Origin of the sequence: Thermosipho sp. 1074, assembly GCF_001999655.1 — a bacterium.
GTDB classification, from domain to species: domain Bacteria; phylum Thermotogota; class Thermotogae; order Thermotogales; family Fervidobacteriaceae; genus Thermosipho; species Thermosipho affectus.
In genome coordinates this window covers 167,250-191,742 of record NZ_LBEX01000003.1, presented here as the reverse complement: position 1 = coordinate 191,742, position 24,493 = coordinate 167,250, and the positions used below count along the sequence as shown (strand labels likewise).

Here is a 24,493-nt window from a genome sequence, read left to right as displayed (position 1 = left end):
CTTTACAATATTGTAGCATAATTTTTTTTTTTACATTCCAAAATTAGGTTATAATTATTTGGCAAGGAAAAATAAAATTTTGAGGTGAGACTATGAAAAAGATAGTAGTATTGTTTTTGGTTTTAGCTACGTTTTTTTCATTTGCAAATATATATTACGGTAATTTACATGCACATACTTCTTATTCAGATGGAAAGTTATTGCCTGAAGATGCGTATAATTATGCGAAAAGTTATGTTGATGTTCAGGCTGTAACTGATCATGCGTATTATTTTACTCAGTTAATAGATGGGAAGACTAAACCTTTTTTAACGAAAAAAGCGGCTGAAAATGCAACAATAGAAGGAAAGTTTATTGCACTACAAGGTTTTGAATGGACTTCTGGAATAGGCCATATTAATGTTTATGAATCTTTAGAATGGGTTGACAGAAATAATGTGCCTTCTGCAGAAGATTTTTACAAGTGGATAATCAAGCACAAGAAGTTAGGGCAGTTTAACCATCCTATCAAGATTTTCGGGAACTTTAATGATTTTGAATATTATCCAGAAGCGGATAAATATATGAATTTAATTGAAGTGGGAAATGGAAATTGGAAACAAGGAGATGTTATTAGTAATGAAATGTTAAAAAATTATAATTTGGCGTTAAATAAGGGATGGCATTTAGGTGCAACTGTTGGTCAAGATAATCACAAGGCAAATTGGGGAAGTGCAAATGAAGGAAGAACAGGTATTATTTCGAATACTTTAACATATGAAGATGTAATGGGAGCACTTTGGAGTAGACACACATTTGGTACTGAGGATAAAAACGTGAAGCTTTCGTTTAGTTATAAAAATTATATTATGGGAGATATTGTAGAAAGCCCAGATGAAGCGATTTTACATTTCAAGTATAAAGATGATGATATATTAACTTATTTTGCGATTGTATCACAAAGTGGCACAATCGTTAGTGCATTTCCAAATTTAAATGATTATGCAACGGATGTTAAAATTAAGATACCAGATGGTTATGAATGGTATTATGTTTATGTAAAACAGTCTGATGGTGATGAAATTGTAACTGCACCAATATTTTTTCAAAAGAGTAGCGATGTCTACGTAAACAATTGTAATTATTTTAATGGAAAATTATCTTTTGATATTTACAATATAATTCCTAAAGAAAAGGATGTACATTTGGGAATCAAGGTGAATAATAAATTATTGTATTCTGAAGATGTTTTACTAAATGCTTATGAGAATAGACATAAAATTTTAGATTTAGAATTATCATCTGGAAGCAATAAAGTAGAGTTTTATGTGGATGGGATCTTTGTTCAATCACTTAAAGTATTTATAAAAAGTTATAAAAAGACTGTTGTAATAGATACTTTGCATGAAAATGATCATTTGGATTATTTGAAAAAATTTGCAGAAATACTTAGAAGAAATGGATACAAGGTTTTATACCCAAAGAGATTTTTGAATAATCTTGAAAATGTTGATATATTGATTATTTCTACGCCCAAAATTGACGGATTCGATTTTTCAAAAGATCTTTTAAGTCCAGAACTAAAAGCTTTAAAGGAATTTAAAGGGAAGATAATTTTAATAAAGGGAAGCGATGAAAATTATTTTGAAATATACAGAAAACTTTTAAATGCTACGGTAATGAACTTAGAGGATTTAGATAAATATTTTGGTGTTTTTTCGAATGTTTCTAAAAGGGTTTTAATAGATATTGGGCATGGAAATGATTATGGGAAAGAAAAATTGACAAAATTTGAATCTTTTTTAAAGGAGAAAGGTTTTGAAGTAGAATATATCCAAAAGATTAATAAAAGTGGTGATATTTTAATAATTCAAAATGGTAAAAGCTATACACAAGATGAGATTTATAACATAAAAATGTTTATTCAAAACGGTGGAAAAGTTATTATAACTTCAAAGAGTGATTTTAGAAATGGTGGAAATACTGGAACTTTAAACGAAATTTTAGAATATTTGGGTTCAAGTATAAGATTTAATGATGATCAAGTTCTCGATGATGTTAATAACTATGGAGCAAAGTATAAAATCTTGGTAAATGGTGTAAGATTTTATAGTCCTTGTTCTTTAATAGTAGGTGATAATGCCATAGTATTAATTTCTTCAGATACGGCGTATAATGAAGATAGTGATGGAAATGGTGATGCAAAAGTTGTGAAAAAAATTGTACTTGCTGCAAAAGAAGTAATTGGGAATGGAGAAGTAATTGTTTTGGGAAAATCCATTTTTTCAGACTATGATTTTGAGTACGATAAGGTATTTATTGAAAATATATTATCAAATTAATAAAAATTGATATTTTCGTTTATTTAAGGTATAATTTAAATAAGGTGCGGACAGAAAGGAAGGTGAAATATATGTTTGATAAGTTTTCGGAAGAGTCCGCCGAGGTTTTTGTAACAGCTCAAGAAGAAGCAAAAGAATTAGGACATTCATATGTTGGGACGGAACATTTGTTGCTTGCAATTTTAAAATTGAATGATAAAAGATTAAGGAAAATATTAGAAGGATATGGAATTTCTTATTCAAAGATTAGAAATGAAATAATTTCAATAGTTGGTATGGGAATGAGGGGATTTATAATGTCTCCTCAGATGACTCCTAGAGCAAAGAGAGTTACCGAGATAGCTTATGAAGAAGCAAAAGATATGGGTGATGATAAGATAAGACCTTTTCATCTCTTTTTGGGTATTTTAAAAGAAGGAGAAGGTATAGCGGTGCATATTTTAAGAAAAATGGGAATTAATATTCAACAATTAAGAAGGGAGTTATCTGGAAATATGACGGATGAGGAATCAGATTATTTGGATTTGGAAAATGAAATTGTTAAAAGAACAAGACAACTTGAAGGGTTTGGTGTTAATCTTACAGCTTTGGCGTTGAAAGGAGAACTTGATCCGGTAATAGGTAGAGATTTGGAAATTGAGAGGGTTATGCAAGTACTTGTTAGGAGGAAGAAAAACAATCCCGTATTGATTGGAGAACCAGGTGTTGGAAAATCGGCAATTGTTGAGGGACTTGCTCAAAGAATAGTTGCAGGTGAGGTTCCAGAACCTTTAAAGGGAAAAACTATTTTTTCTTTGGATGTGGCATCTCTTGTTGCAGGTACAAAATATCGTGGTGAGTTTGAAAAGAGGATGAAAAAACTTTTGCAAGTTTTGAAAAATGAAAAGGATATAATATTGTTTATAGATGAGATTCATATGATTGTAGGTGCAGGCTCTGCAGAAGGGGCCGTTGATGCGGCAAATATATTAAAACCTGCACTTGCAAGAGGTGAGGTAAAGTGTATCGGGGCAACTACTCCAGATGAGTACAGAATGTTTATTGAAAAAGATGCGGCTCTTGAAAGAAGATTTCAAAAGATTTACGTTCAAGAACCATCTGCACAGATGACAATTGAAATATTAAGAGGGTTAAAGCCAAAATATGAGTTGCATCACAAAGTAAAATACACTGATGAAGCACTAGAAGCGGCGGTGTATTTATCACAAAGATATATTAGTGATCACTTCTTGCCTGATAAGGCTATAGATGTTATAGATGAAGCGGGAGCACGTGCAAGGTTAAAGGCGTTTGTTATGCCGAATGATTTGTATATTTATAAAAATAAAATTGAGAATATTAAACTTCAAAAGGAAATAGCAGTGGCAAACCAAAATTACGAGGAAGCGGCAAAATTAAAAGAGGAAGAACAGCAATTGAAATCAGAGTATACTAGAAAGTACGAAGAGTGGAAGGAAAAAGTAGAAACCAGTGTCATAGTAGTAGATGTTCAAGATATTGAAGAGGTTGTGGCAAATTGGACAGGTATTCCTTTAAAGAAACTTGAAGAAGAAGAAAGCGAAAAGTTATTAAAGCTTGAAGAAGCACTTCACAATAGAGTGGTAGGTCAAGATGAAGCTGTAAAGGCAATTGCTAGATCTATAAGACGTGCTCGCAGTGGTTTGAAAGATCCAAGAAGACCAGTTGGCGTTTTCTTGTTTCTTGGACCTACTGGGGTAGGAAAAACTGAACTTGCAAAGACGTTAGCTGAATATTTGTTTGGGGATGAAAAGGCGTTAATAAGGTTTGATATGAGTGAGTATATGGAAAAGTTCTCAGTTTCTAGGTTAATAGGTGCGCCTCCTGGTTATGTGGGTTACGAAGAAGGAGGTACTCTTACGGAGAAGGTAAGAAGAAGACCATTTTCGGTTATTTTATTTGACGAGATTGAGAAAGCACATCCAGATGTATTTAATTTGTTACTGCAAATAATGGATGATGGAAGACTAACAGATTCTCAGGGGCACATCGTAGATTTTAGAAACGCAATAATTATAATGACTAGTAATATTGGAGGAGCCCAAATAGTTTCAGGTAAAAAATCTTTAGGATTTGTCGACAGTGAAGATTTAAATGCGGAATTTAGTGAAATGAAATCCAAGGTTATTGAAGAAGTAAAGAAAACATTTAGACCGGAATTTTTAAATAGAATAGATGAAATTGTAGTATTCCACAAGCTAACTGAAAAGCACATTAGAGAAATTATAGATATTTTGTTGAAAGATATTAGAAGTAGGTTAGAATCAAAAGGATTGAAACTTGAATTAACAAAAAGTGCAAAAGACTTTTTGGTACAGGAAGGATATGAACCGGCATATGGTGCAAGACCTTTGAAGAGAACTATTCAAAGATATATAGAGGATCCTCTATCAGAGGAATTGTTAAAGGGAAAATTTAAAGAAAATGACATTATTTTATGTTCATATGAAAGAGGAAAAATTGTATTTAAGAAAAAGAGAGAAAAGAAGGTAAAGGTAAAGAATGAGTAAAGCCAAAAAAGTATATGTTTGCGACAGTTGTGGGTATGAATCACCAAAATGGTTTGGTAGATGTCCCGTTTGTAATGCTTGGGATAGTGCAAAGGAATTTGAAGTGAAAGAGAAAATAAATGCGGGGAAAGGGTCCCGCATTTTTTTGCTTAGTGATGATTTAAATATTTTGAAGATTGAAAGGATTAAAACAAGTAAAGAAGAATTGGATGGATTGTTTGGTGGGGGAATTGTACCAGGACAAGTTATTCTCTTAGGTGGGGAGCCTGGTGTTGGAAAAAGTACGCTTGCACTTCAAATTAGTTATTTAATTTCAAAAGTTGGAAAGGTTTTGTATGTTAGTGGTGAAGAAAGCATAGAACAAATTGCCCTAAGATCTAAAAGATTAAATGTGAAAAATGAAAGTTTGTATGTTACTACTGATAATGAACTAGAATCTATTTTTGTGAATATAGAAAAAATTTCTCCTATATTTATCGTGTTTGATTCTATACAAACTATTTTTTCAAATAAAGTTGAAGGTGTTCCAGGTGGAATTTTGCAGTTAAGGACCGTTGTAGAGAAAATCAGAAAGTACTCAAAGGAAAGAAAAATTTCCGTTTTATTGATTGCGCATGTAAACAAAGAAGGTAATATAGCTGGTCCTAAATTAGTTGAGCATATAGTGGATACCGTTATTTATTTTGAGGGGGAAAAAACAACGGATTTTCGTATATTAAGAGTTTTAAAAAATAGATTTGGACCTAGTGGGGAAATAGCCGTTTTTCAAATGAAGAGTACGGGGCTTGAAGAATTGAAAAATAAGGTTTTTATCGAAGAGAGTGAAATGCCGGGAAATATTATTTCTTGTTTGTATGAGGGAACAAAACCTATTTTGGTTCAGATTCAAAGTCTTGTATCAAGAGATAAAATAGCTACTTCAAGAAGGATTTCACATGGAGTTGATGTAAGAAAGTTGATAATATTAAGTGCAGTAATTTCAAAACATTTAAATTTGCCAATAGATGCACATGATATTTATTTAAATGTATCAGGTGGTATTAAAATTACAGATCCGGCAAGTGATCTTGCAATTGCTGCTTCTATACTATCTTCGTTATTTAATAAGTATTTGGGTAAAATGGTGGTTATTGGAGAGGTAGGTTTGGATGGTAGTGTTAGAAAAGTACGGGATTTGGCAAAAAGAATTGAAAATGCGAAAAAAGCTGGATTTGAAAGATTTATAATTCCTTATGATGAAAATATTAAAGGTGATAAAATATTAAAGGTTAGAAATATTAAAGAATTGCATAGAAAGATTTTAGAGGAGGGGTAAATATGAAGACAAAGATTATCTTAGATAGTACATCTGATATTCCGGAAAGTTGGCTTGAAAAGTATGATATTGAAATTGTACCGCTACATATTAATTGGATAAGTGGTGAAAGCGAACCAGATGATACAAGAAATGAAAAAGAATTGGAAAAATTTTACGAAAAACTTTTAAACGCACAAGAATTGCCAAAAACATCTCAGCCATCAATTGTGCAGTTTCAAAATGCATATATGAGAGCTATAGAAGAAGGATATGAAGGGATTTTGGTTTTAACAATATCTACAAAAATATCAGGTACATACAATTCAGCATTACTTGCATCTCAAGAATTTGATATACCAATAAAGGTTATAGATACAAGAATGGCATCTTCAATTATTTCCAACATGGCAAGATATGCAAGGGAGTTGCTAGATGCTGGTCTGGATTTAGAAGAAGTTGAAAAGAAAATTATTGATGCAAGAAAAAAGAAGAAGTTTCATGCGATCTTTTTTGTATCTGATTTTAATTCATTGGTTAAAGGTGGAAGAGTTAGTAGATTTTCTGGATTTGTCGGGAATTTACTGAAGATAAAAGTTGGTATTTATATTAATGATGAGGGTGAATTAATACCTTTTGATAAGGTTAGAGGGTATAAAAAGGCTTATAATATGATTTTGACTAAGATGGAGGAAGAAGGAGTAAAAATAGGAAAAAAGATTGGTTTAACGGGTATACATTGCAATGGAGGAGAACATGTTGATGAAATGTACAAATTAATAAAAGAAAGATACCAAGTAGTTTATTTTGATAAGTCGAGTACTGGAAAGGTAATTTCGACACATGTGGGAATTGGAATGGCTGGTTTTGGGATAGAAATATTAGAATAAGGAGGTATTTTGGTGAGTAACGAAATCCTTTGGATAGTATTGATGGTTGCTAACTTTTCCGGTATATTAATTTTTTACAAGTATTTTGGTAAGACTGGATTGTTTATTTGGACTACTTTGGCAACTATTATTGCAAATATCCAAGTTATTAAGACGGTAGAGTTATTTGGATTTGTTGCAACATTGGGGAATATAGTTTACGGAACTACATTTTTGGTTACTGATATCCTTTCCGAAAATTATGGGAAAAAGGAAGCAAGAAAGGCAGTTTTGGTTGGTTTTTTGAGTTTAATTACCATGACAATAATGATGCAAATTGCATTGTTGTTTAAACCAGATGCATCTGATTTTTCACAGGAAGCGTTGGTTACTATTTTTTCTTTTATGCCAAGAATAGTTATTGCATCACTTTCTGCATATTGGCTTTCGCAAATGCACGATATCTGGGCCTTTCATATATGGAAAAAGAAATTTCCTCAAACAAAATATCTATGGATAAGAAATAATTTATCAACAATGATTTCACAGCTTATTGATAGTTTTGTGTTTTGTTTTATAGCGTTTTGGGGTGTTTATGAGTTAAATGTGTTTTGGAGTATTTTGTGGACAACATATTTTTTCAAATGGATAGTAGCAGCTGCTGACACTCCTTTTCTATATATAGCAAAGTTTTTATTTGATAAAGGAAAGATTAATGAATTAGTAAAAAACGAAGGATAAATTAACTAAAATTTTACTAAAAGATATGTTGACAAAACAAAGAGTATATGGCAAAATAAATAATGGTCTTTGTGAAAAAGATGAGTTGGGGACGTGGTGAAGCCTGGTTATCACGCCGGTCTGTCACACCGGTGGCCGCGGGTTCAAATCCCGTCGTCCCCGCCAGATAAGGCAAAGCATTGTGCTTTGCCTTTGATAGAAGATAATTGACAAGTTTAAAATATCGTGATAGAATTTCCTTACCAGAGTTGGGGACGTGGTGAAGCCTGGTTATCACGCCGGTCTGTCACACCGGTGGCCGCGGGTTCAAATCCCGTCGTCCCCGCCAATTAAAAAGACGAAGCCCAAGCTTCGTCTTTTTTATTTTGTATATAAATAGATCAAAGGCTTCGGATTATCCGAAGCCTTTTTTTGATACTTTTTCATTATGATACTTTTTCATATGGTACTCCATCAGCTTTTGGTGGACGTGATTTTCCAACGAATCCTGCAACAACGATTATTGTAAGGACAAATGGTATCATATCAAATAATGGTTTAACTGTAGCTGAAACATGGATTAGAGAACTACTTTGCATTTGATTAGCAAAAGCACTTGATGCACCAAATAACAAACTTGCAAGCATTGCACCAACTGGATTATATTTTCCCAAAATCATAGCTGCAAGTGCAATAAAACCTCTTCCACCTGACATTAATTCTCTAAAATGTCCTACTTCACCGATACTAAGATACGCACCTGCAAGACTTGCCCAAACACCACTCATTAAAACTCCAAAGTATCTTATACCGTAGACATTAACACCTAGAGTATCTGCAGCTTCTGGGTTTTCACCTACAGCTCTCATTCTAAGTCCCAATTTGGTTTTGTATATAAGCCACCATGAAAATGCAACTGATATGAACGCTATGTATATAAATGGACTTAACTCTCCAAATATCTTTCCAATAAAAGGTATATCTGAAAGACCTGGAATCTTTATTTCTTTAACTTTTCCAACAAAATCAGTTTGTCCTGGTTTTCCAAAAATTGGTACCATTAAAAATCCGGTTACACCTTGTGCAATTAGTATTAATGCAGTTCCCAAAACTACCTGGTTTCCAGCCCATTTAATACTTCCCCAAGCATGCAACCATGCAAAGGCAACACCAGAGACTACTGCCATTAATATTCCAATCCACACACTACCAGTAAAATATGTAAATACTACAGATGTAAACGCTCCAAGGAGCATAATACCTTCTAATGCAATGTTGACAACGCCGGTAATTTCACTGTAAACACCACCAAGTGAAGCAAATATTAAAGGAGTTGAAGCTGTTAATGTAATTTTATAAAAAAGAGGGTTTGCAAATACTAGAAATATTGCCTCTAATATTCTCATTTTTCCACCTTCTTTCTGATCATAATAGTGCGTACTATTCTATCGGCAGCTACAAGAAAGATAACTATACCTTGTATTATCATAACCATATGTTTTGGAACCCCGACAAATTGCATTTCATTACTTCCCGTTCTTAATGCACCTATTAAAAGTGCTGCAAAGATTATTCCTATCGGATTATTTTGACCAATTAATGCGATACTGATACCGTCAAATCCCTTACCACCGGAAAGTTCACCGAGAAATCTATGGTGTACTCCCATTAATTCAGTTGCGCCTGCAAGACCTGCAAGTGCGCCACTTATTGCCATTGCAAGTACGATATTCTTTGCAACGGAGATTCCCCCGTATTCTGCTGCATATGGATTAAAACCTACAGCTTTTATTTCATAACCTGTTGTTGATTTGTTTAGAAGAATATACATAAATATTGCAGCGACAACTGCGATGATTATTCCAGCGCTCAGTTCAATAGCACCAACTTTCATTAAGATAGGAAGTTGAGCGGAATCTGCAATTTCCGGACTTTTAGGTGTACCAGATCCAACTTTCAAAGGACCTGTAACCATATAAGAAGCAAAGTATGTGGCTATCCAGTTTAACATTATTGTTGTAACTACCTCGTGTGCCCCAGTTTTTGCCTTAAGAAAACCAGCTATTGCAGCATAACCTGCACCTACTAACATCGCAATTAATATTGTTAATGGAATGGAGATTATCGGGGGAAGTGACCCAAAATTTCCTGCAAAAGTTGCAGCAATTAACGCTCCCATAACCATTTGACCTTCAGCACCAATGTTAAATACACCAGCTCTAAAACCAAAACCAACCGCAAGACCCGTTAATATTAGAGGAGTGGTTTTAATTATTGTATCTGCAATTGCTTGTTTTGAACCAAATGATCCTCTAATTAAAGCAGAGTATGCAACTAAAGGATTTTTTCCAATAAGAAGTATTATTATCGTTGAAATTAACAATGCAATTAAAACAGAAATTATTGGAATGAGTATTGCTGATACTTTTTTATTCATCTTATCCCCTCCGTACCTCTTCTAATCTTTGGCCTATCATCATTAAACCTACTTCTTCAACAGTAGTCTCCTTTGGCTTTACTTCACCCATTATTTCTCCCTCATACATTACCAAAATGCGATCACTTAACGAGAATATTTCCTCAAGTTCCATTGAAATTAGCAAAATTCCAACATCTTTTTCTCTCATATTCAATATTTGATTGTGAATGAATTCAATAGCACCTACATCAAGACCACGGGTGGGTTGTGCAACTACAAGAAACTTTGGATCCATTCTAATTTCACGTCCCACAACTAATTTTTGTTGGTTACCACCTGAAAAATTCCCACCTAAATGTTCTATTCTCCTTGGACGAACATCGAATTCTTCCATAAGATTTTTTGTATATTCAAATATGTTTTTGTGATTTAAAAATGTCCCATTTGAAAATGGGGATTTATAGTGTTGACCTAAAATAACATTGTAATATGCTTCAAATTCTTCAATGATTCCATGTTTTAATCTATCTTCAGGGATATGTGAAAGTCCCAATTCCCTAAGTTGCTTTGGAGTTGCACCTGTAACATCTTTACCTTCAAACAATATTTGACCACTTTTAACTTTTCTTAAACCTGTTATAGCCTCAACAAGTTCGGTTTGACCATTTCCTGCAACACCTGCGATTCCTACAATTTCACCTTTCCTTATTGAAAAAGAGACGTTATTTACCGCTGTTAACCCTCTATTGTCATTTACAACAAGGTTTTTTATTTCAAATACTACATCTTTTGGTTCATGAGGTTTTTTTTCAACTCTTAATACAACATCCCTTCCCACCATATGCCTTGCAATTTCTCGTGGATTTGTTTTTGAAGTTTCAAGTTCACCAGTTACTTTTCCAAGTCTCATAACCGTTATTCTTTCACTTATTTCCATAACTTCATGAAGTTTGTGCGAGATAAACAAAATAGTTTTTCCATCTTTTTTTAACTTTCTCATTATTTCAAATAGTTCTTCTACTTCTTGAGGTGTTAATACTGCTGTAGGTTCATCAAGTATTATTATGTTTGCTCCTCTGTACAATGTTTTTAAAATTTCCACTCTTTGTTGCATTCCTACGGAAATATCTTCTATTTTTGCGTCTACATCAACTAGCAATCCATACTTTTCAGATAGTTCTTTTACATCTTTTTTTGCTTTTGTTAAATCAAAGTTCATGCCTTTAGTAGGTTCACTACCTAAAACTATATTTTCTGCAACGGTTAATGTATCAACAAGCATAAAATGCTGGTGGACCATACCGATCCCGTTTTTAATAGCATCTTTTGGCCCTTTGATTTGTGCTTTTTGTCCGTTGATAAAGATATCACCTTCATCTGGATGATATAATCCGTAAAGTTGATTCATTAGCGTAGACTTTCCAGCACCATTTTCACCGACAATGGCGTGTATTTCGCCTTTTTTTATTCTAATGGTGACGTGATCATTTGCCAAAACTCCGGGGAACCTTTTTACAATGTTTACCATTTCTACTGCATACACAATGTAATCCTCCTTTCTGCTTTGTTACTTTACCAAAGTTTTATTACCTTGGTAAAATAACAAAGCTAGGGGGAGAGCCCCCCTTAGCTTTTAGAATGGGAATGCTATTTTTGGGGTTTTAAAGGATTTAAGTGATTCTTCTGTTTCTGGGATTACAAGTATGCCATTTTTAATGAGTGTAACAAGGTATGCAAGTTCTGCAAGTGTATCATTAGTAACTAACCCTTTTGTGTATTTCATTGGACTCATTCTTACACCGTTTTCTTTAAGACCAAGTTTGTGTATACCTGGCATCCAATTTCCTTCGTATGCCCATTTTACACCGAGATATGATGCTGTATCTACACCTTTCATCGCACTTGCAAGTACTATACCAGGTGCCATATAGTCTTGATCAACGTCTACACCAATTGCAAAATATCCGCCGTTTGAGTATGCGTAATCCAAAATTGTTGCGAGATCTTCTTTTCCAACGAGTGATACCATTTTTTCTTTTGCAGCTTCAATAATACCATTACCACAAGCACCACTTGCGTGGAATATAATATCTACGCCTCCTGCAAATTGTGAAAGTGCAAGGTCTTTACCTTTTTTTGGATCACTAAATGCATTTGTATAACCCTTTAAAATTTCTACATTTCTTCCGTGTAAATCGTTGTATACCTTCACACCAATTTCAAAACCGTATCTGAATCTTTCAACAGGAGGAATAGGAATTCCACCTATAAATCCAACTTTTCCCGTTCTTGTAGTTGCGGCTGCTATATATCCAACCAAGAACGCAGATTCTTGTTCTTTGAATAAGAAACATATTACATTTGGTGGAACATCTTCTGTTGGAGGTGCAATGTCTATTCCTGCAAAGTATACATCTGGAAATTGTTGAGCAACTTGGAAAAGAGCATCAGTCATCATAAATCCTACAGCATATACGATACCACCATCTGGTTCCTTTTGTATTTCTTGAGCGGCTTTTGTAAGGTTTGAGATATAATCTGCTTGTTCGTACGATTGAATAACTTGTGTTTCTATTCCTAAATCTTTACCGGCTCTTTGAATACCTGCCCAAGTTCCATCGTTAAATGACTTATCGCCAAGACCTCCAGTGTCTGTTACCATAATTGCTTTAAATGAAAAGGCACTTACCACAAAAAACATTGCTAAAATGAAAACAAGTAATTTCTTCATGAAATATCCCTCCTTTTAAGAGTTTAACCCTTTTTGGGTAAAGATTTTAATGAGTTAAATAAGATTAAAATGGAAATTATAAATAATGTTGGAATAGTAAATGTATAATTTAGTTTCAACATTGGTACACCGAATTGGACAATGTAATTAATGGGGGTTATAAGCATTAATATTGATGACAATATCGATGCTATTATCCAAATAAAATAATTTTTGTTTTTTAAAGTGTATAAAAATAGACCAATTGTTATAAGAACGAAAGTTATTATGCCGAATTTTGTTTTATAGAAGTATATTTTTAAGCTATTTTTGTCTTTTGTATTTGATATAATTTTTTCTAATTTACGAACAGATGGAGCGATTTCTTCTAAATTTAGTCTTCTTTTAAGTTCTGATACAAATAATTTTTCAAATTTTTCGGAAGAGAGTTTTGCTATTTTGTTTGAAAACTTTTCTAGGTCTTTTTCCGCTCTTTTAAATTGGCTTTTGTTTATATCTTCTTCAATTACATAGTTTGATAGTTCATCTTTTAGGCTTTTAAAATCTTTAATTCTATTATCAAAGTTTTCAATGCTTTTGTATTCAGCTGTTTTTACGTTTTTATCAATTTCGTTTAGGTTAATTTTTATTCTATTTACTATACTTTCTGTATTATTAATACTTGAATTAACAATTGTCAACAAATTGGTAATAATATTTGAAAATCTAGAATATTTATCCTTTAAGACGTCGCTTGTAAGTTCATCAAAATATATGGAATTCTGAAAATCTTTTTGATTTTTCATGAGTAGATCTTTTGTAGAAAACGCTGGAATGAAAAATGAAAGAACTAATAATGAAACAATGATAATATCAAATATTTTTTTGTTTTTTAGTGTTATAAATATGGAAGCAATCAGTGCAAAGAAGGCTATTAACCCATATATAGTTGCGTCTGTGTTTGAAAGTACATCAAATGCTAAGAACAAATATAGTATTTCAACAATAGAAATTGTTAAAATAACATAATTCCATTTTCTTGATTTAAAGAAAATTAGTATGATTAAAACATATATGATCCACCTTATCCACCAAAAATTTGTTTTTTTGGGAGGAAGCTTTGCGAAATACTCAGAGAAATGATTTTTTAAATTGGAAATATCTTTTATAATGTTTCTTTGCATAAGGCTGGTGTACCTATTTATGTAATAGGATAATCTATCTGGGTGTTTTTTTATTTCTCCAAGGTATTCATTAAATTTACTCTTTATTTCTTCATTATTAAGCAAAATTTTTATTTCATCTGAAAACTCAGGTTGGTTGAATTTTGGTGTATATTTAAATTCATATGTATAATATGGTGCGGCGATGTCATGAGGGAGATCTATTTTTGCACCTAAATGTTTTGCAAAGAGATCTGAAATGAAGTTTCTGGAAGCAAAAATTACTTTTGACTGGTATTTGTTAAAAAATTGATTGAAATTTGGGGAAGATTTAATAAAGCTGGGTTCAAACTTTTTTCTTTCAAGGGAGGATTCAAGGTACGAAAAAAACATTGCACGTGCAAGCTGTTCATTGTAATCTTTAGATATTGTTTGCTTGTATATAACATTAAGATAATCCCCAACCTTTTTCGTTACATCTGTCTTTTCAACACTACCTACTAGTGCTATTTTGTAAAATCTATATAAAGGTAAATCTTTGTCAATAGATTTTTTGACAGTCAAAAGAAATTCATCGCTGGGATTATCAAAATTTTGGATATAATACAAGAACAGCTCCTTTGATTTTTCCAGATTAATCGTAAATACCATTATTGAGAAGATTATTAAAAAAGAAAAAAATAAAGCCCGTTTCATCAAATTAGCACCTCCACTTTGTTGTTTTTTGGATTCTAATTCTATCATGAATTTAAAAGTTTATCTACAAAGAATTATAGCATAAATTCTGTAAAAAATTACAATAAAATTAATTTTTTCACTTTTATTTAAGTTTTTTTTAATAAATTCGATTATATTAAATTTGAAGGAAAATAGCAGTATAAAAAAACACCCTCATAGTTGAGGGTGTTTTTTCTTTTTTTTCTAACTACTCTTCAACTGTAATTGCAGATGTTGGACAGCTATCTGCTGCATCTTTTGCGCATTCGAGATCTGTTTCTGGTTGAAGAACTTTTGCTTTCATATCGTCGCCTATTTTGAAAACATCTGGACAAAGATTTTCACATACACCACAACCGATACATGTTGCTTCGTCTACTCTAACTTTCATCCTAGACACCTCCTGATATTAAAGTTACTATTAAGATTATATCACATGCTTTCACCATGTGCAAAGGTTTTTGATGTTTTATCTATTTGTTTTAAGTAATTTTTTACTATAATATTTCCATCATTTATCAATTTTTCCACTTGTTTTACGTTTTGTACTACAGATGAATGTGACTTTTTAAAGATAGTTCCAACATCTCTAGTTGAAAGATTTAATTTTTTGACGGCGTAGTACATTCCTACTTTTCTTGCGTATGAAATATTTTTTGTCCTTTTAGATGATATTATATCCTCTGGTGAACAATCAAAAATATCTGCTAAGATTTCAAGGAGTCTTTGTTCAAATGATTTTGGAGGTTTGGAGACATTTGTTAGTATACTTTCGGCAATAGAAAGGTTTAGTTTTCCGTATAGATTTTTATATGCGATTAATTTTAGAATTGCCCCGTGTATGAGTCTGGGATTATCGTATACATTACTGATATAATCAATAATTTTGTCTTCAATTTCTATGTGTTTCATTTGACAGATTTTTTTGCCGATTTTAAATAAATCCTCTTTGTTTGGTTTTTCGATCTTTACTAGCAACCCCATTTGAAATCTAGAAATCATTCTTGAATGAAAATCTTTTAATTCTTGAGGGGTTCTATCTGAACAGATTATAATTTGTTTTCCAGCTTCGTGTATAGTATTGAATGTATGAAAGAGTTCTGTTTGAGCCGATTTTATTCCTATTAAAAATTGGATATCGTCTATTATTAGGATATCCGCTTTTTTTCTGTATTTTTCCCTAAAATCTTCAATATTTCCGTTTTTTATGGCCGAAAACATTTCGTTCATAAATTCTTCGCTTGTAAGATAAGCAACTTTCATATCTGGGTTACTTTCAAGTAGATAATTTCCAAGTGCTTGAGCAAGGTGTGTTTTACCAAGCCCAACACCACTGTATAGAAATATTGGGTTGTAAAAGCCTGGTTTTTTGCTTGCTTCAATAAATACGTTGTATGCAAACTTATTAAATTCACCTACAACTAAATTTTCGAAAGTATATTTTGGGTTAAGTGGTGTGATTAAAAGAGGTCTTTTTTTGATTAATGGACCAGCTTCACTTTTAACGTTTTTGACCTCTTTGTATGTAATTTCAAATGTACTATCTTTTCCCAAAATATCTTTGACTATTTTTGAAATAATTTTATTAAACTTTTTTTCTAGCCTATCTTTTATAAAGATATTTCCAACTTCGAAAATGACATGTTTATCTTTAATTTCCCTAATATCAAAATCCAAGAACCAACTTTCCCAATTTTGGCGGCTAATTTTTTCTTTTAGTGCAACTATTATCTCTTTTTTCATAGGAAACACCTCAAGGATTATTTTTGAATATTTTTTGGTGGGGCAGAATCTATTATCTCATACCTCAATGTAAAAATTCAAGGGAAAAATGTGTCAATGTTCTGAATAAATTCCCAATAATGTGAAACAATGTGGCAGGGTTATTAAATTTCTTTTTTAAGAACAAAGAAAATTAAGTATTGATGAGAATTTTTGATTTTCTAATTTTTACACAAGTATGCGAAGCTTAGATTTTTTGGGGATTTAAGATAAAATAAATTTGTAACATGGAGGTGAAAAATATGAAAATTTATGTCTCATTAGATTTTGAAGGATTAGGGGGGATAACGCAGTGGTCTGATGTGGAATATGGTATTAAATTCAAACAACATCTGCTTATGGAACAACTAGAAAAATTTTTGGAAGCTGTTGGAAATAATTATGTGTTGATTTCCGATTCTCACGCCATGGGAGATAACGTGTTGTGGGAAATTACAAAGAAATTTGATAATGTGGAAATAATATCCGGTGGGTTGAGAAAGGATTACATGATGACAGGTCTTGATGAAACTTTTGATAGAGTTGTGTTTTTTGGTTATCATGCTGGAATTGGCACAAGATATGCAGTAATGGATCATACATATTCTTCATCTTCTATACATAATATTTGGATAAATGGAAAGATAATGAATGAAGCAATCATTAACGCTGCTTATGCAGGACTTTACAATGTACCTGTTGCAATGATTATAGGGGATGATAAACTAAAAACACAGGTTAATTTTAAAAATTTGTTTTATGTGGAGACAAAAACTTCTTTGGGAAGATTTTCTGCAAAGCACAAATCTATGAAAAAAGTTCTTTTGGATATTGAGAATAAGACAAAGCAAATGATAGGGGTACCAAGAGAGGAATTTGAAATTGTAAAATTTGAGAAACCTATAGAATTAGTCGTTGAACTTTCAGATACAGCTCGTGCTGATTTGGTGGAAATGTTGCCACTTGTTAAAAGAATTGATGGAAGGAAAGTTAAATTAGTGCATGATGACTATAGGGTGGTTTTTGATACAATACTCAGTATGACATTTATGGCATCAATTGTCAAATATCTTGGGAGGTGAAGGAATGCTAAAGAGTTTTGAAGAAATTGTAGATATTGCAAAGACCAAAGATGCGGTTGTTTCATTAGCTGGTGCAGAGGATATAGAGGCTTTAAAAGCTATAAAAGATGTCAAAGATTATGGAATAAAAGCTATTTTGGTTGGAAATGAGGAAATTGTGAGAAGAAATTTAAATGGATTAGGCATGGATTTGCCAGTTGTTGATGCAAAATCTGAAAATGAGATAGCGGAAAAAGCAGTGAAATTAGTTTCATCTGGTGATGCCAATATTCTAATGAAAGGCCTTATTAAAACTTCCACTTTATTAAAAGCAGTTTTAAACAAAGAATGGGGATTGAGAGGAAATGGTTTGTTATCTCACGTTGCATTATTAGAGACACCGGGCATGGATAGGATTGTGTTTGTTACAGATGGCGGAATGGTAATAAAGCCAACATTGGAACAAAAGGTTCAAATTATTAAAAATGCTGTTGAACTTGCACATAAATTGGGATATAAAGAACCGAAGGTAGGCCTTATTGCAGCAGTTGAGGTTGTAAATCCAGATATGCCTGAAACTATGGAAGCGGCAATTATTGCAAAGATGGCGCAGAGAGGTCAAATAAAAGGTTGTGTAGTAGATGGACCGTTGGGATTGGATAATGCTTTAAGTGAATTTGCGGCTAAAATAAAAAAAGTTTCAGGTGATGTAGCGGGAAAGGCGGATATATTGGTTGTGCCAGATATACATAGCGGAAATTTTTTAGGAAAATCTGCAATTTATCTTGCCAATGGTAAGATTGCCGGTATAGTGATGGGGGCAAAGGCACCTATTGTTATAGTTTCACGTGCTGATACAAGTGAATCAAAGAAAAATTCACTTGCTATTGCAGCGGCTATTAGTGTACAAAAGGAGGGAAAATAATGAAAAAATTAGCTGTTGTTGCAATTGGTGGGAATGCAGTTAATAGGCCAGGAGAAAAACCCACTGCACAAAATATGATAAAAAATCTTTCTGAAACTGCAAGTTATATAGTTAATATGCTTGATGAGTATGATATTGCGATTACTCACGGAAATGGACCACAAGTTGGAAATTTGCTAATCCAACAGGAAATTGCAAAAAATAAAATTCCACCTTTTCCTATTGATGTTAATGATGCACAAACTCAAGGTAGTTTAGGATATATGATTGCTCAAACCTTGAATAATTGTTTGAAAGAGAAAGGAAGGAAGAGGGAAATTTCCGCTTTGATTACACAAATAATAGTGGATAAAAATGATCCCGCTTTTGAAAACCCAACTAAACCTGTCGGACCTTTTTATACAAAAGAAGAGGCAGAAGAATTGGAACGTGAAAAAGGTTGGAAAATAGTTGAAGATGCGGGTAGAGGTTGGAGGAGAGTTGTTCCATCTCCAAAACCTCTGGACATTATTGAAAAAGATGTGATAAAATTGCTTATGAAAAATGATGTGATTGTTATAGCAGCAGGTGGTGGGGGAATTCCTGTAGTCCTTGAAGATGGAAGATTAAAGGGCGTGGAAGCCGTAATTGATAAAGATAGGGCAAGTGCGTTACTTGCCAAGGAAATTGGTGCGGATGTTTTAATTATTTTAACAGGTGTTGAGAAAGTTTACTTAAATTATGGAAAAGAAGATCAAAAAGCGTTGGATAGATTAACTGTTTCTGATGCAAAAAAACACCTAAAAGAAGGTCATTTTCCAAAAGGAAGTATGGGACCTAAAATAGAAGCTGCAATAGATTTTGTTGAAGCAACTGGTAAAGAATGTTTGATAACAGATATGAGTGTATTGGATAAAGCCTTGAGGGGTGAAACTGGAACACGAATTATTAAGGGGTGAAATGTTGATTAGAATTCTTATCCCTCAGGCTCTCGTGGAGGACCTGAGGGGATTTTTATATAACCATCAGAATGTTGTTTTTGATATTTATGATTTAAACTTAGAAGAAAAATTAAAAGAAAATTATTGGGATGTTGTATATTTAACTGAAAAAAAGAATGTTCCGGGTAAGTTTGTGGTGTATTCCATAAGGGAATTGGAGCTTGCAGTTTTGTATCTTGAAGAAAGACAGAGATATGATGATTTGAAAAGAGAATTTGATATGTTGTATTCTTTTCCAGAACTCCAAGGTCCTGTAATACATGAGTTTTTAAACAAATTAATATCAATGTATAAGGATAAAGAAAAAGCGACTTTAAAATACGAAGATGGCATGTATTTAAATGAATATGTATCATATATTCGCTTAAAACTCCCAGGAGTAAAGGTTACTTTTTCAAAAACAAAGGGGGAAAAGATACCACCACTTCGGGATAGAAAGGAAGACATTGTTTTTATGTTTGATAAAGTTTTATCTTCTATCTATTTTAAATACAATAATATCGAAAAGAGAATACCGGATGATGAAGAATATGAATTATTAAAACTTTATAATTGGCCTGGAAATACAAAAGAACTTGTGAAAGTTGCAAGTGAATATGCGACAAATGGTATGTTAAATATACCAAAATTTAAAAAGTCTACATTTTCCGGTATTGATTTAATTAATTTTACGAGTAAATTGGTGAAACATGTGGAGAAAAGATATATTTCACTTGCATTAAAGAAATCAGGGAATAGGATGAAAGCTGCAAAAATGTTGAATATTAATTATAAAACACTTTCTTATAAGATTAAAATATATAAGTTGGATAAGAATAGGTGATTTTTATGAATGTTGGAGTAATACTCTTTGGAGGTAGTGGAAAAAGGTTTTCACAAAAAATTCCAAAGCAATTTTTAAAATTTAACGGCAAGACTTTAATGGAGCATACTCTGGAAAAATTTTTTGAAGATTTTATACATTTAATTGTTGTAGTTGTAAATAAGGATTACTTAGAGAAATCAAGGAAAATTTTGAAAAAATACGGTCAAAAAGTAAAAATAATAACAGGAGGTTTTGCGAGGGAGTATTCTACGTTAAGTGCTATAAATTATTTAAAAGATAAAATTTCAAAAGAAGATAATGTTATTATACACGATGGTGCAAGACCATTTGTAAATAAAGAAATTTTGTCGAAAAATATTGAATTTGTTGATAATTATGGTGCAGTAGTAACAGCTTTACCTGTTGAAAATACCGTTGCTTTTGTTGAAAATGATAGAGTGAAGACCGTCCCACCTAGAAAGAAATTATTTTCCATTCAAACCCCACAAACTTTTAAATTTTCTGTCCTTTTAGAAGCATTCGAGAAAGTAAAAGATTTAGAAAATTACACAGATGATTCGTCTGTAGTTTTAAAAGCAGGTTTTGATGTATATGTTGTTATGGGTGAAAAATCAAATATAAAGATAACAACCAAAGAAGATTTGTTTTTGGCAGGGGTTGAGAACTTTGAATGGGATATATAAAAAGGTATTTGTATCGATAGCTATTAGTTTTTCGGTTATTATCCTCTTTCAATTTTTTTATTCATTTAGTGTTGGGATAGATGTATTTTTATCAAAGAAATTCATATTGGGAATTTTTATTCTAATATTGATATATTTGATTGATTCTTTGAGATTAAAGCTATTATTATGCTTTTTTGGTTATAAAATACCATTTTTTGAAACAGTAAGGAACGTATTTTTTGGTAAATTTTTTTCGTTTATTACACCTATGTCCATAGGTGGTCAACCGTATCAAATTTATCATCTTTCAAAAATTGGGGTGAAAACAGAAGATGCAACAAATATAATAATTTCTAGAACTTTAGAAATTTCAATAGTAATTCTTGCACTTGATTTAATTTTTGTAAAACCAATATTAAATGCATATCCAAAAAGTATTGGGTTTACATTAATAGTTGTGGGATTTTTGGTAAGTTTGGGGGTTTCTATACTTATATTTTTAGGATTTGTCAACAGGAAATTTTTGGAAAAGATATTGTTGTTTTTTGGAAGAATATTTAAGAAAAGGATGGAAAAGGATAAGATTTTAAAGTGGATAGATTCGTTGCATGAAAGTATAAATATACTTTGGGTGAAAAATCCGTGGATGTTATTTTTTGATATAATTCTTTATTTTTTAACTATATGTATGTATGGGTTTATACTTTATATGTTTGTTGTTAATATAAATTTTTGGTACATAATTGGGGTATTGGCTTTGTTAAATTCGGTGGCATATTATATACCTACCCCTGGATCAAGTGGTGGTATTGAAGGAACATACCAATTAGTGTTTTCACAAATATTTGGTGGAAATAAAGCTATTGAGTTAATAACTATATATAGAATTATAACTTTTTATTTTCCGTTGATATTGGGAACTTTGTTATTTCCAAAGTTTGGGTTTAATTATCAAAATAAAGAGGAGGGTTAACATGAAAAGATTTATTGATAGACTTTTTCCTGAAATTTCCCCAACTAAACTTTTGAGTGAACATGCGCAATATTGTCTAAATGCAGGAGAATTAGTTCCTAAAATATTAAAAGATTATTTTAATGCAAAAGAAATTTTGGAATATTCAAAAAAAATTGATGAATATGAATCAAAAGCTGATGAAATTAAGACAAAATTGAGAGAAGTTTACACAAAATTAAGGTGGAGTTATTTTGATAGAATAGATGCATTGGAAATAGTGCATAATCAAGATTCAATTATTGACGCAGTAGATGATTTTGTGAAAGTAATGACGATGAATAGAGTGGAAAATTGTCCTAATGAGATAATTGAAGAGATAGAGAAGATGGGAAACTACGTATATGAAGTGATAAAGTACATGAAACTTACTGTTGATGAATTAAGAACGGTAGTTGAATCTGATTTTTCCCCAAACGAAGTTGAAAAAGAAGATAATTTAACATTTGATGTGGAAAAAGATGAAAGTTCAACTGATAAATTAGGAATAGAAATCGGGAAACTGTTATATGCTCAAAAAAGTATTATGAATCCCGTAGATGTGATTTTTCTAAATAGTATAGTGGTTTTAATGATGAAAATAGCAGATAGAGCTGAAAATGTTGTGGAAAGAATAAGAATGATAATTAGGTAGGAGGTGTTAGTTTTGTTAGTGTTTGCTGCATTTTTAGTTGGGTTTGGAATGGCATTTTCTATTGGAGCAAATGATGTTGCAAATAGTATGGCAACAGCTGTTGGAGCGCGTGCAATTACTCCTAAACAAGCAGTTTTTATAGCAGCTATTTTGGAATTTTTAGGTGCGCTTTTATTTGGTGCACATGTTACTAAAACCATTGCAAAAGGTATAGTTGATTTAAATATAATATCTGATCCAAATAAAATTTTAGTGGGAGCTTTTTCCGCACTTATTGCGGCTACAATTTGGGTTTTAATTGCAACTTACTGGGGAATGCCCGTTTCAACTACCCACTCAATTGTTGGGGGAATGATTGGTTTTGGACTTGCTGCCGGAGGGGTAGGTTATGTTAATTGGATTACCTTACTAAAAATAGTAACAACCTGGGTGATTTCACCACTTATTGGTGGTTCTTTAGCATTTGTGATATTTAAATTTATATCATGGAGCATTTTACACAGAAAAAATCCATTAAAGGCCGCTAAAATTGTTGCACCAGTACTTTTAGGTGGAGCGTTTTATACAATAGCTTTTCTTTTTGTAGTGAAAACTTTGAAAAAAGATGCTATATTTGGAAATTACGTGGGTATTTTTATTGGAATGTTGGTGTTTTTTGTTTCTTTTCTATATATAAGAAAATTTGGTGGGGAAGGCAGAGAATATGATTTAGTTGAAAAAGTCTTTAAAAAAGCACAGGTTGTAACTTCTTGCTATGTGAGTTTTGCACATGGTGCAAATGATGTTGCAAATGCTGTAGGACCTTTGGCATTGATTTATATAATTTTGACAACGGGAAATGCAACTGGAGTTATAGAAATTCCAAAGTATATACTTGCATTAGGTGGTATTGGTATATCATTTGGTGTAGCAATTTTGGGTTATAAAGTTATGAAGACAGTGGGTAAAGATATAACAGAGTTGAATAATACACGTGGTTTTTCCATTGATTTTGCAACTGCTACTACAGTTTTACTTGCGTCCACATTTGGTATGCCTATATCCACCACTCATACAGTGGTAGGTGCAGTTTCAGGAGTTGGATTTGCAAGAGGAATTGAAGTTGTTAATGTTGGAATATTGAAAAATATTATAATTTCTTGGTTTGTTACTGTTCCATTTGCAGCAGCTGTTAGTGCGCTTTTGTACGTTATTATAGTTTAGTTTTTGTGATATAATATTAATTGGAGGTGAGTTGCATGAAAAGAGTGGTTATGATATTTGCATTGTTATTGTCTTTAAGTATTTTTTCTTTTACATTAAATCAATCGACTTGGTTAGGATTGAGATATTTAAAGCCAGCCGATACTAATTTAATGAATAATTATTCTTTATTACAAAATTTTGTTATGTTTTTTGGATATGAAAAAAATGTTGATCCTCAACACAATTCTCCAGTGGCATATGGTTTTAGCCTGTTTGCAAATTTTGATCCAGATAAAGAATATTTGGTTAGAGGATTGGGATTTGACTTTAATGTAAAGATATTTGGTGTTACTTTGTTTAATGTTGGGGAAAAATTACAGATTGGTTTTCAGGGAGAAGTTTTATTGCAAAAAGAGATATTCCAAAAAATTTCTGGGAGTAGTACATCTTTAAGTGATTTTGAAAGTGTGAACTTTGAGCATTACAATAAAATTGTGATATCTTCGATTGCTTTAAAACCTGGAATTAGATGTGATTTTGTTTTAAGTAAGAATATATATTTAAGCGGAAGGTTATATTATAGTATCCAATTCTATACAGGGTCGAAAACTGAAACGGGGAAGGACGTTTCAATTGAGCTTGAACCTGAAAATTCTTTGAATTTAGACTTTGCACTCAGTATACCCTTTTAAAGGAGTTTGAT

General features: G+C 32.1%; 21 protein-coding genes and 2 tRNA genes. 16 read left to right on the top strand and 7 right to left on the bottom strand.

The window, feature by feature from the left end:
• The first annotated feature begins 92 nt into the window (after window positions 1–92).
• From XO08_RS01260 to XO08_RS01230, 7 genes are all read left to right on the top strand, one after another.
• The gene (locus XO08_RS01260) at window positions 93–2,321 is read left to right on the top strand and encodes a CehA/McbA family metallohydrolase (RefSeq protein ID WP_075665268.1); all 2,229 of its coding nucleotides are present in this window, start codon (window positions 93–95) and stop codon (window positions 2,319–2,321) included.
• A 71-nt stretch (window positions 2,322–2,392) separates the two neighbouring features.
• A complete protein-coding gene (locus tag XO08_RS01255; RefSeq protein ID WP_075665267.1) occupies window positions 2,393–4,849 on the top strand; it encodes an ATP-dependent Clp protease ATP-binding subunit in 2,457 nt (818 codons plus the stop codon).
• A complete protein-coding gene (radA, locus tag XO08_RS01250) occupies window positions 4,842–6,164 on the top strand; it encodes a DNA repair protein RadA (protein WP_075665266.1) in 1,323 nt (440 codons plus the stop codon). Before XO08_RS01255 ends, radA begins: the two co-directional genes overlap by 8 nt.
• A 2-nt stretch (window positions 6,165–6,166) precedes the next feature.
• A complete protein-coding gene (locus tag XO08_RS01245) occupies window positions 6,167–7,033 on the top strand; it encodes a DegV family protein (RefSeq protein ID WP_075665265.1) in 867 nt (288 codons plus the stop codon).
• Window positions 7,034–7,045: 12 nt separating this feature from the next.
• The gene (locus tag XO08_RS01240; RefSeq protein WP_077287119.1) at window positions 7,046–7,753 is read left to right on the top strand and encodes a queuosine precursor transporter; all 708 of its coding nucleotides are present in this window, start codon (window positions 7,046–7,048) and stop codon (window positions 7,751–7,753) included.
• Window positions 7,754–7,840: 87 nt separating this feature from the next.
• Window positions 7,841–7,918: transfer RNA gene (locus tag XO08_RS01235), tRNA-Asp, on the top strand.
• 85 nt (window positions 7,919–8,003) lie between these two features.
• Window positions 8,004–8,081: transfer RNA gene (locus XO08_RS01230), tRNA-Asp, on the top strand.
• Window positions 8,082–8,178: 97 nt separating this feature from the next.
• On the opposite strand, the gene XO08_RS01225 is transcribed toward XO08_RS01230, so the two are convergent.
• From XO08_RS01225 to dnaA, 7 genes are all read right to left on the bottom strand, one after another.
• A complete protein-coding gene (locus XO08_RS01225) occupies window positions 8,179–9,138 on the bottom strand; it encodes an ABC transporter permease (protein ID WP_075665264.1) in 960 nt (319 codons plus the stop codon).
• Complete coding sequence (locus XO08_RS01220) at window positions 9,135–10,169, bottom strand: ABC transporter permease (protein WP_075665263.1); 1,035 nt, start codon at window positions 10,167–10,169, stop codon at window positions 9,135–9,137. Before XO08_RS01220 ends, XO08_RS01225 begins: the two co-directional genes overlap by 4 nt.
• Window position 10,170: 1 nt before the next feature.
• Window positions 10,171–11,679 (bottom strand): ABC transporter ATP-binding protein, encoded by a 1,509-nt coding sequence (locus XO08_RS01215; protein ID WP_269465626.1) that lies wholly within the window; start codon window positions 11,677–11,679, stop codon window positions 10,171–10,173.
• Window positions 11,680–11,784: 105 nt separating this feature from the next.
• Window positions 11,785–12,882, bottom strand: coding sequence for a BMP family protein (locus tag XO08_RS01210; protein WP_075665261.1), 1,098 nt, complete (start codon window positions 12,880–12,882; stop codon window positions 11,785–11,787).
• 23 nt (window positions 12,883–12,905) lie between these two features.
• Window positions 12,906–14,720 (bottom strand): hypothetical protein, encoded by a 1,815-nt coding sequence (locus XO08_RS01205; RefSeq protein ID WP_075666672.1) that lies wholly within the window; start codon window positions 14,718–14,720, stop codon window positions 12,906–12,908.
• A gap of 229 nt (window positions 14,721–14,949) precedes the next feature.
• Window positions 14,950–15,132, bottom strand: coding sequence for a ferredoxin (locus XO08_RS01200; protein ID WP_075665260.1), 183 nt, complete (start codon window positions 15,130–15,132; stop codon window positions 14,950–14,952).
• Window positions 15,133–15,173: 41 nt separating this feature from the next.
• On the bottom strand, window positions 15,174–16,484 hold the full coding sequence (gene dnaA, locus XO08_RS01195; protein WP_075665259.1) for a chromosomal replication initiator protein DnaA: 1,311 nt from the start codon (window positions 16,482–16,484) through the stop codon (window positions 15,174–15,176).
• Between the two features lie 281 nt (window positions 16,485–16,765).
• Between dnaA and XO08_RS01190 the strand changes: the two genes are divergently transcribed.
• The 9 genes from XO08_RS01190 to XO08_RS01150 are packed head-to-tail and all read left to right on the top strand — an operon-like array spanning window position 16,766 to window position 24,482.
• Entirely contained in the window at window positions 16,766–17,584 is an 819-nt protein-coding gene (locus tag XO08_RS01190; RefSeq protein ID WP_075665258.1) for a M55 family metallopeptidase, read from the top strand.
• Between the two features lie 4 nt (window positions 17,585–17,588).
• On the top strand, window positions 17,589–18,488 hold the full coding sequence (locus XO08_RS01185) for a bifunctional enoyl-CoA hydratase/phosphate acetyltransferase (protein ID WP_077287101.1): 900 nt from the start codon (window positions 17,589–17,591) through the stop codon (window positions 18,486–18,488).
• Window positions 18,488–19,426: a carbamate kinase gene (gene arcC, locus XO08_RS01180; protein WP_075665256.1), complete on the top strand. Its 939-nt coding sequence runs from the start codon at window positions 18,488–18,490 to the stop codon at window positions 19,424–19,426. The genes XO08_RS01185 and arcC overlap by 1 nt, the downstream gene beginning before the upstream one ends.
• A 1-nt stretch (window position 19,427) precedes the next feature.
• The gene (locus tag XO08_RS01175) at window positions 19,428–20,291 is read left to right on the top strand and encodes a helix-turn-helix domain-containing protein (RefSeq protein WP_369799918.1); all 864 of its coding nucleotides are present in this window, start codon (window positions 19,428–19,430) and stop codon (window positions 20,289–20,291) included.
• A 5-nt stretch (window positions 20,292–20,296) separates the two neighbouring features.
• On the top strand, window positions 20,297–20,977 hold the full coding sequence (gene ispD / locus XO08_RS01170; RefSeq protein WP_075665255.1) for a 2-C-methyl-D-erythritol 4-phosphate cytidylyltransferase: 681 nt from the start codon (window positions 20,297–20,299) through the stop codon (window positions 20,975–20,977).
• Window positions 20,961–21,932 (top strand): lysylphosphatidylglycerol synthase transmembrane domain-containing protein, encoded by a 972-nt coding sequence (locus XO08_RS01165; protein ID WP_075665254.1) that lies wholly within the window; start codon window positions 20,961–20,963, stop codon window positions 21,930–21,932. Before ispD ends, XO08_RS01165 begins: the two co-directional genes overlap by 17 nt.
• A 1-nt stretch (window position 21,933) precedes the next feature.
• Entirely contained in the window at window positions 21,934–22,605 is a 672-nt protein-coding gene (locus XO08_RS01160; protein WP_075665253.1) for a DUF47 domain-containing protein, read from the top strand.
• A 48-nt stretch (window positions 22,606–22,653) separates the two neighbouring features.
• Window positions 22,654–23,808 (top strand): inorganic phosphate transporter, encoded by a 1,155-nt coding sequence (locus XO08_RS01155; RefSeq protein WP_075666670.1) that lies wholly within the window; start codon window positions 22,654–22,656, stop codon window positions 23,806–23,808.
• Window positions 23,809–23,843: 35 nt separating this feature from the next.
• Entirely contained in the window at window positions 23,844–24,482 is a 639-nt protein-coding gene (locus XO08_RS01150) for a hypothetical protein (RefSeq protein WP_075665252.1), read from the top strand.
• The last annotated feature ends 11 nt before the right edge of the window (window positions 24,483–24,493 follow it).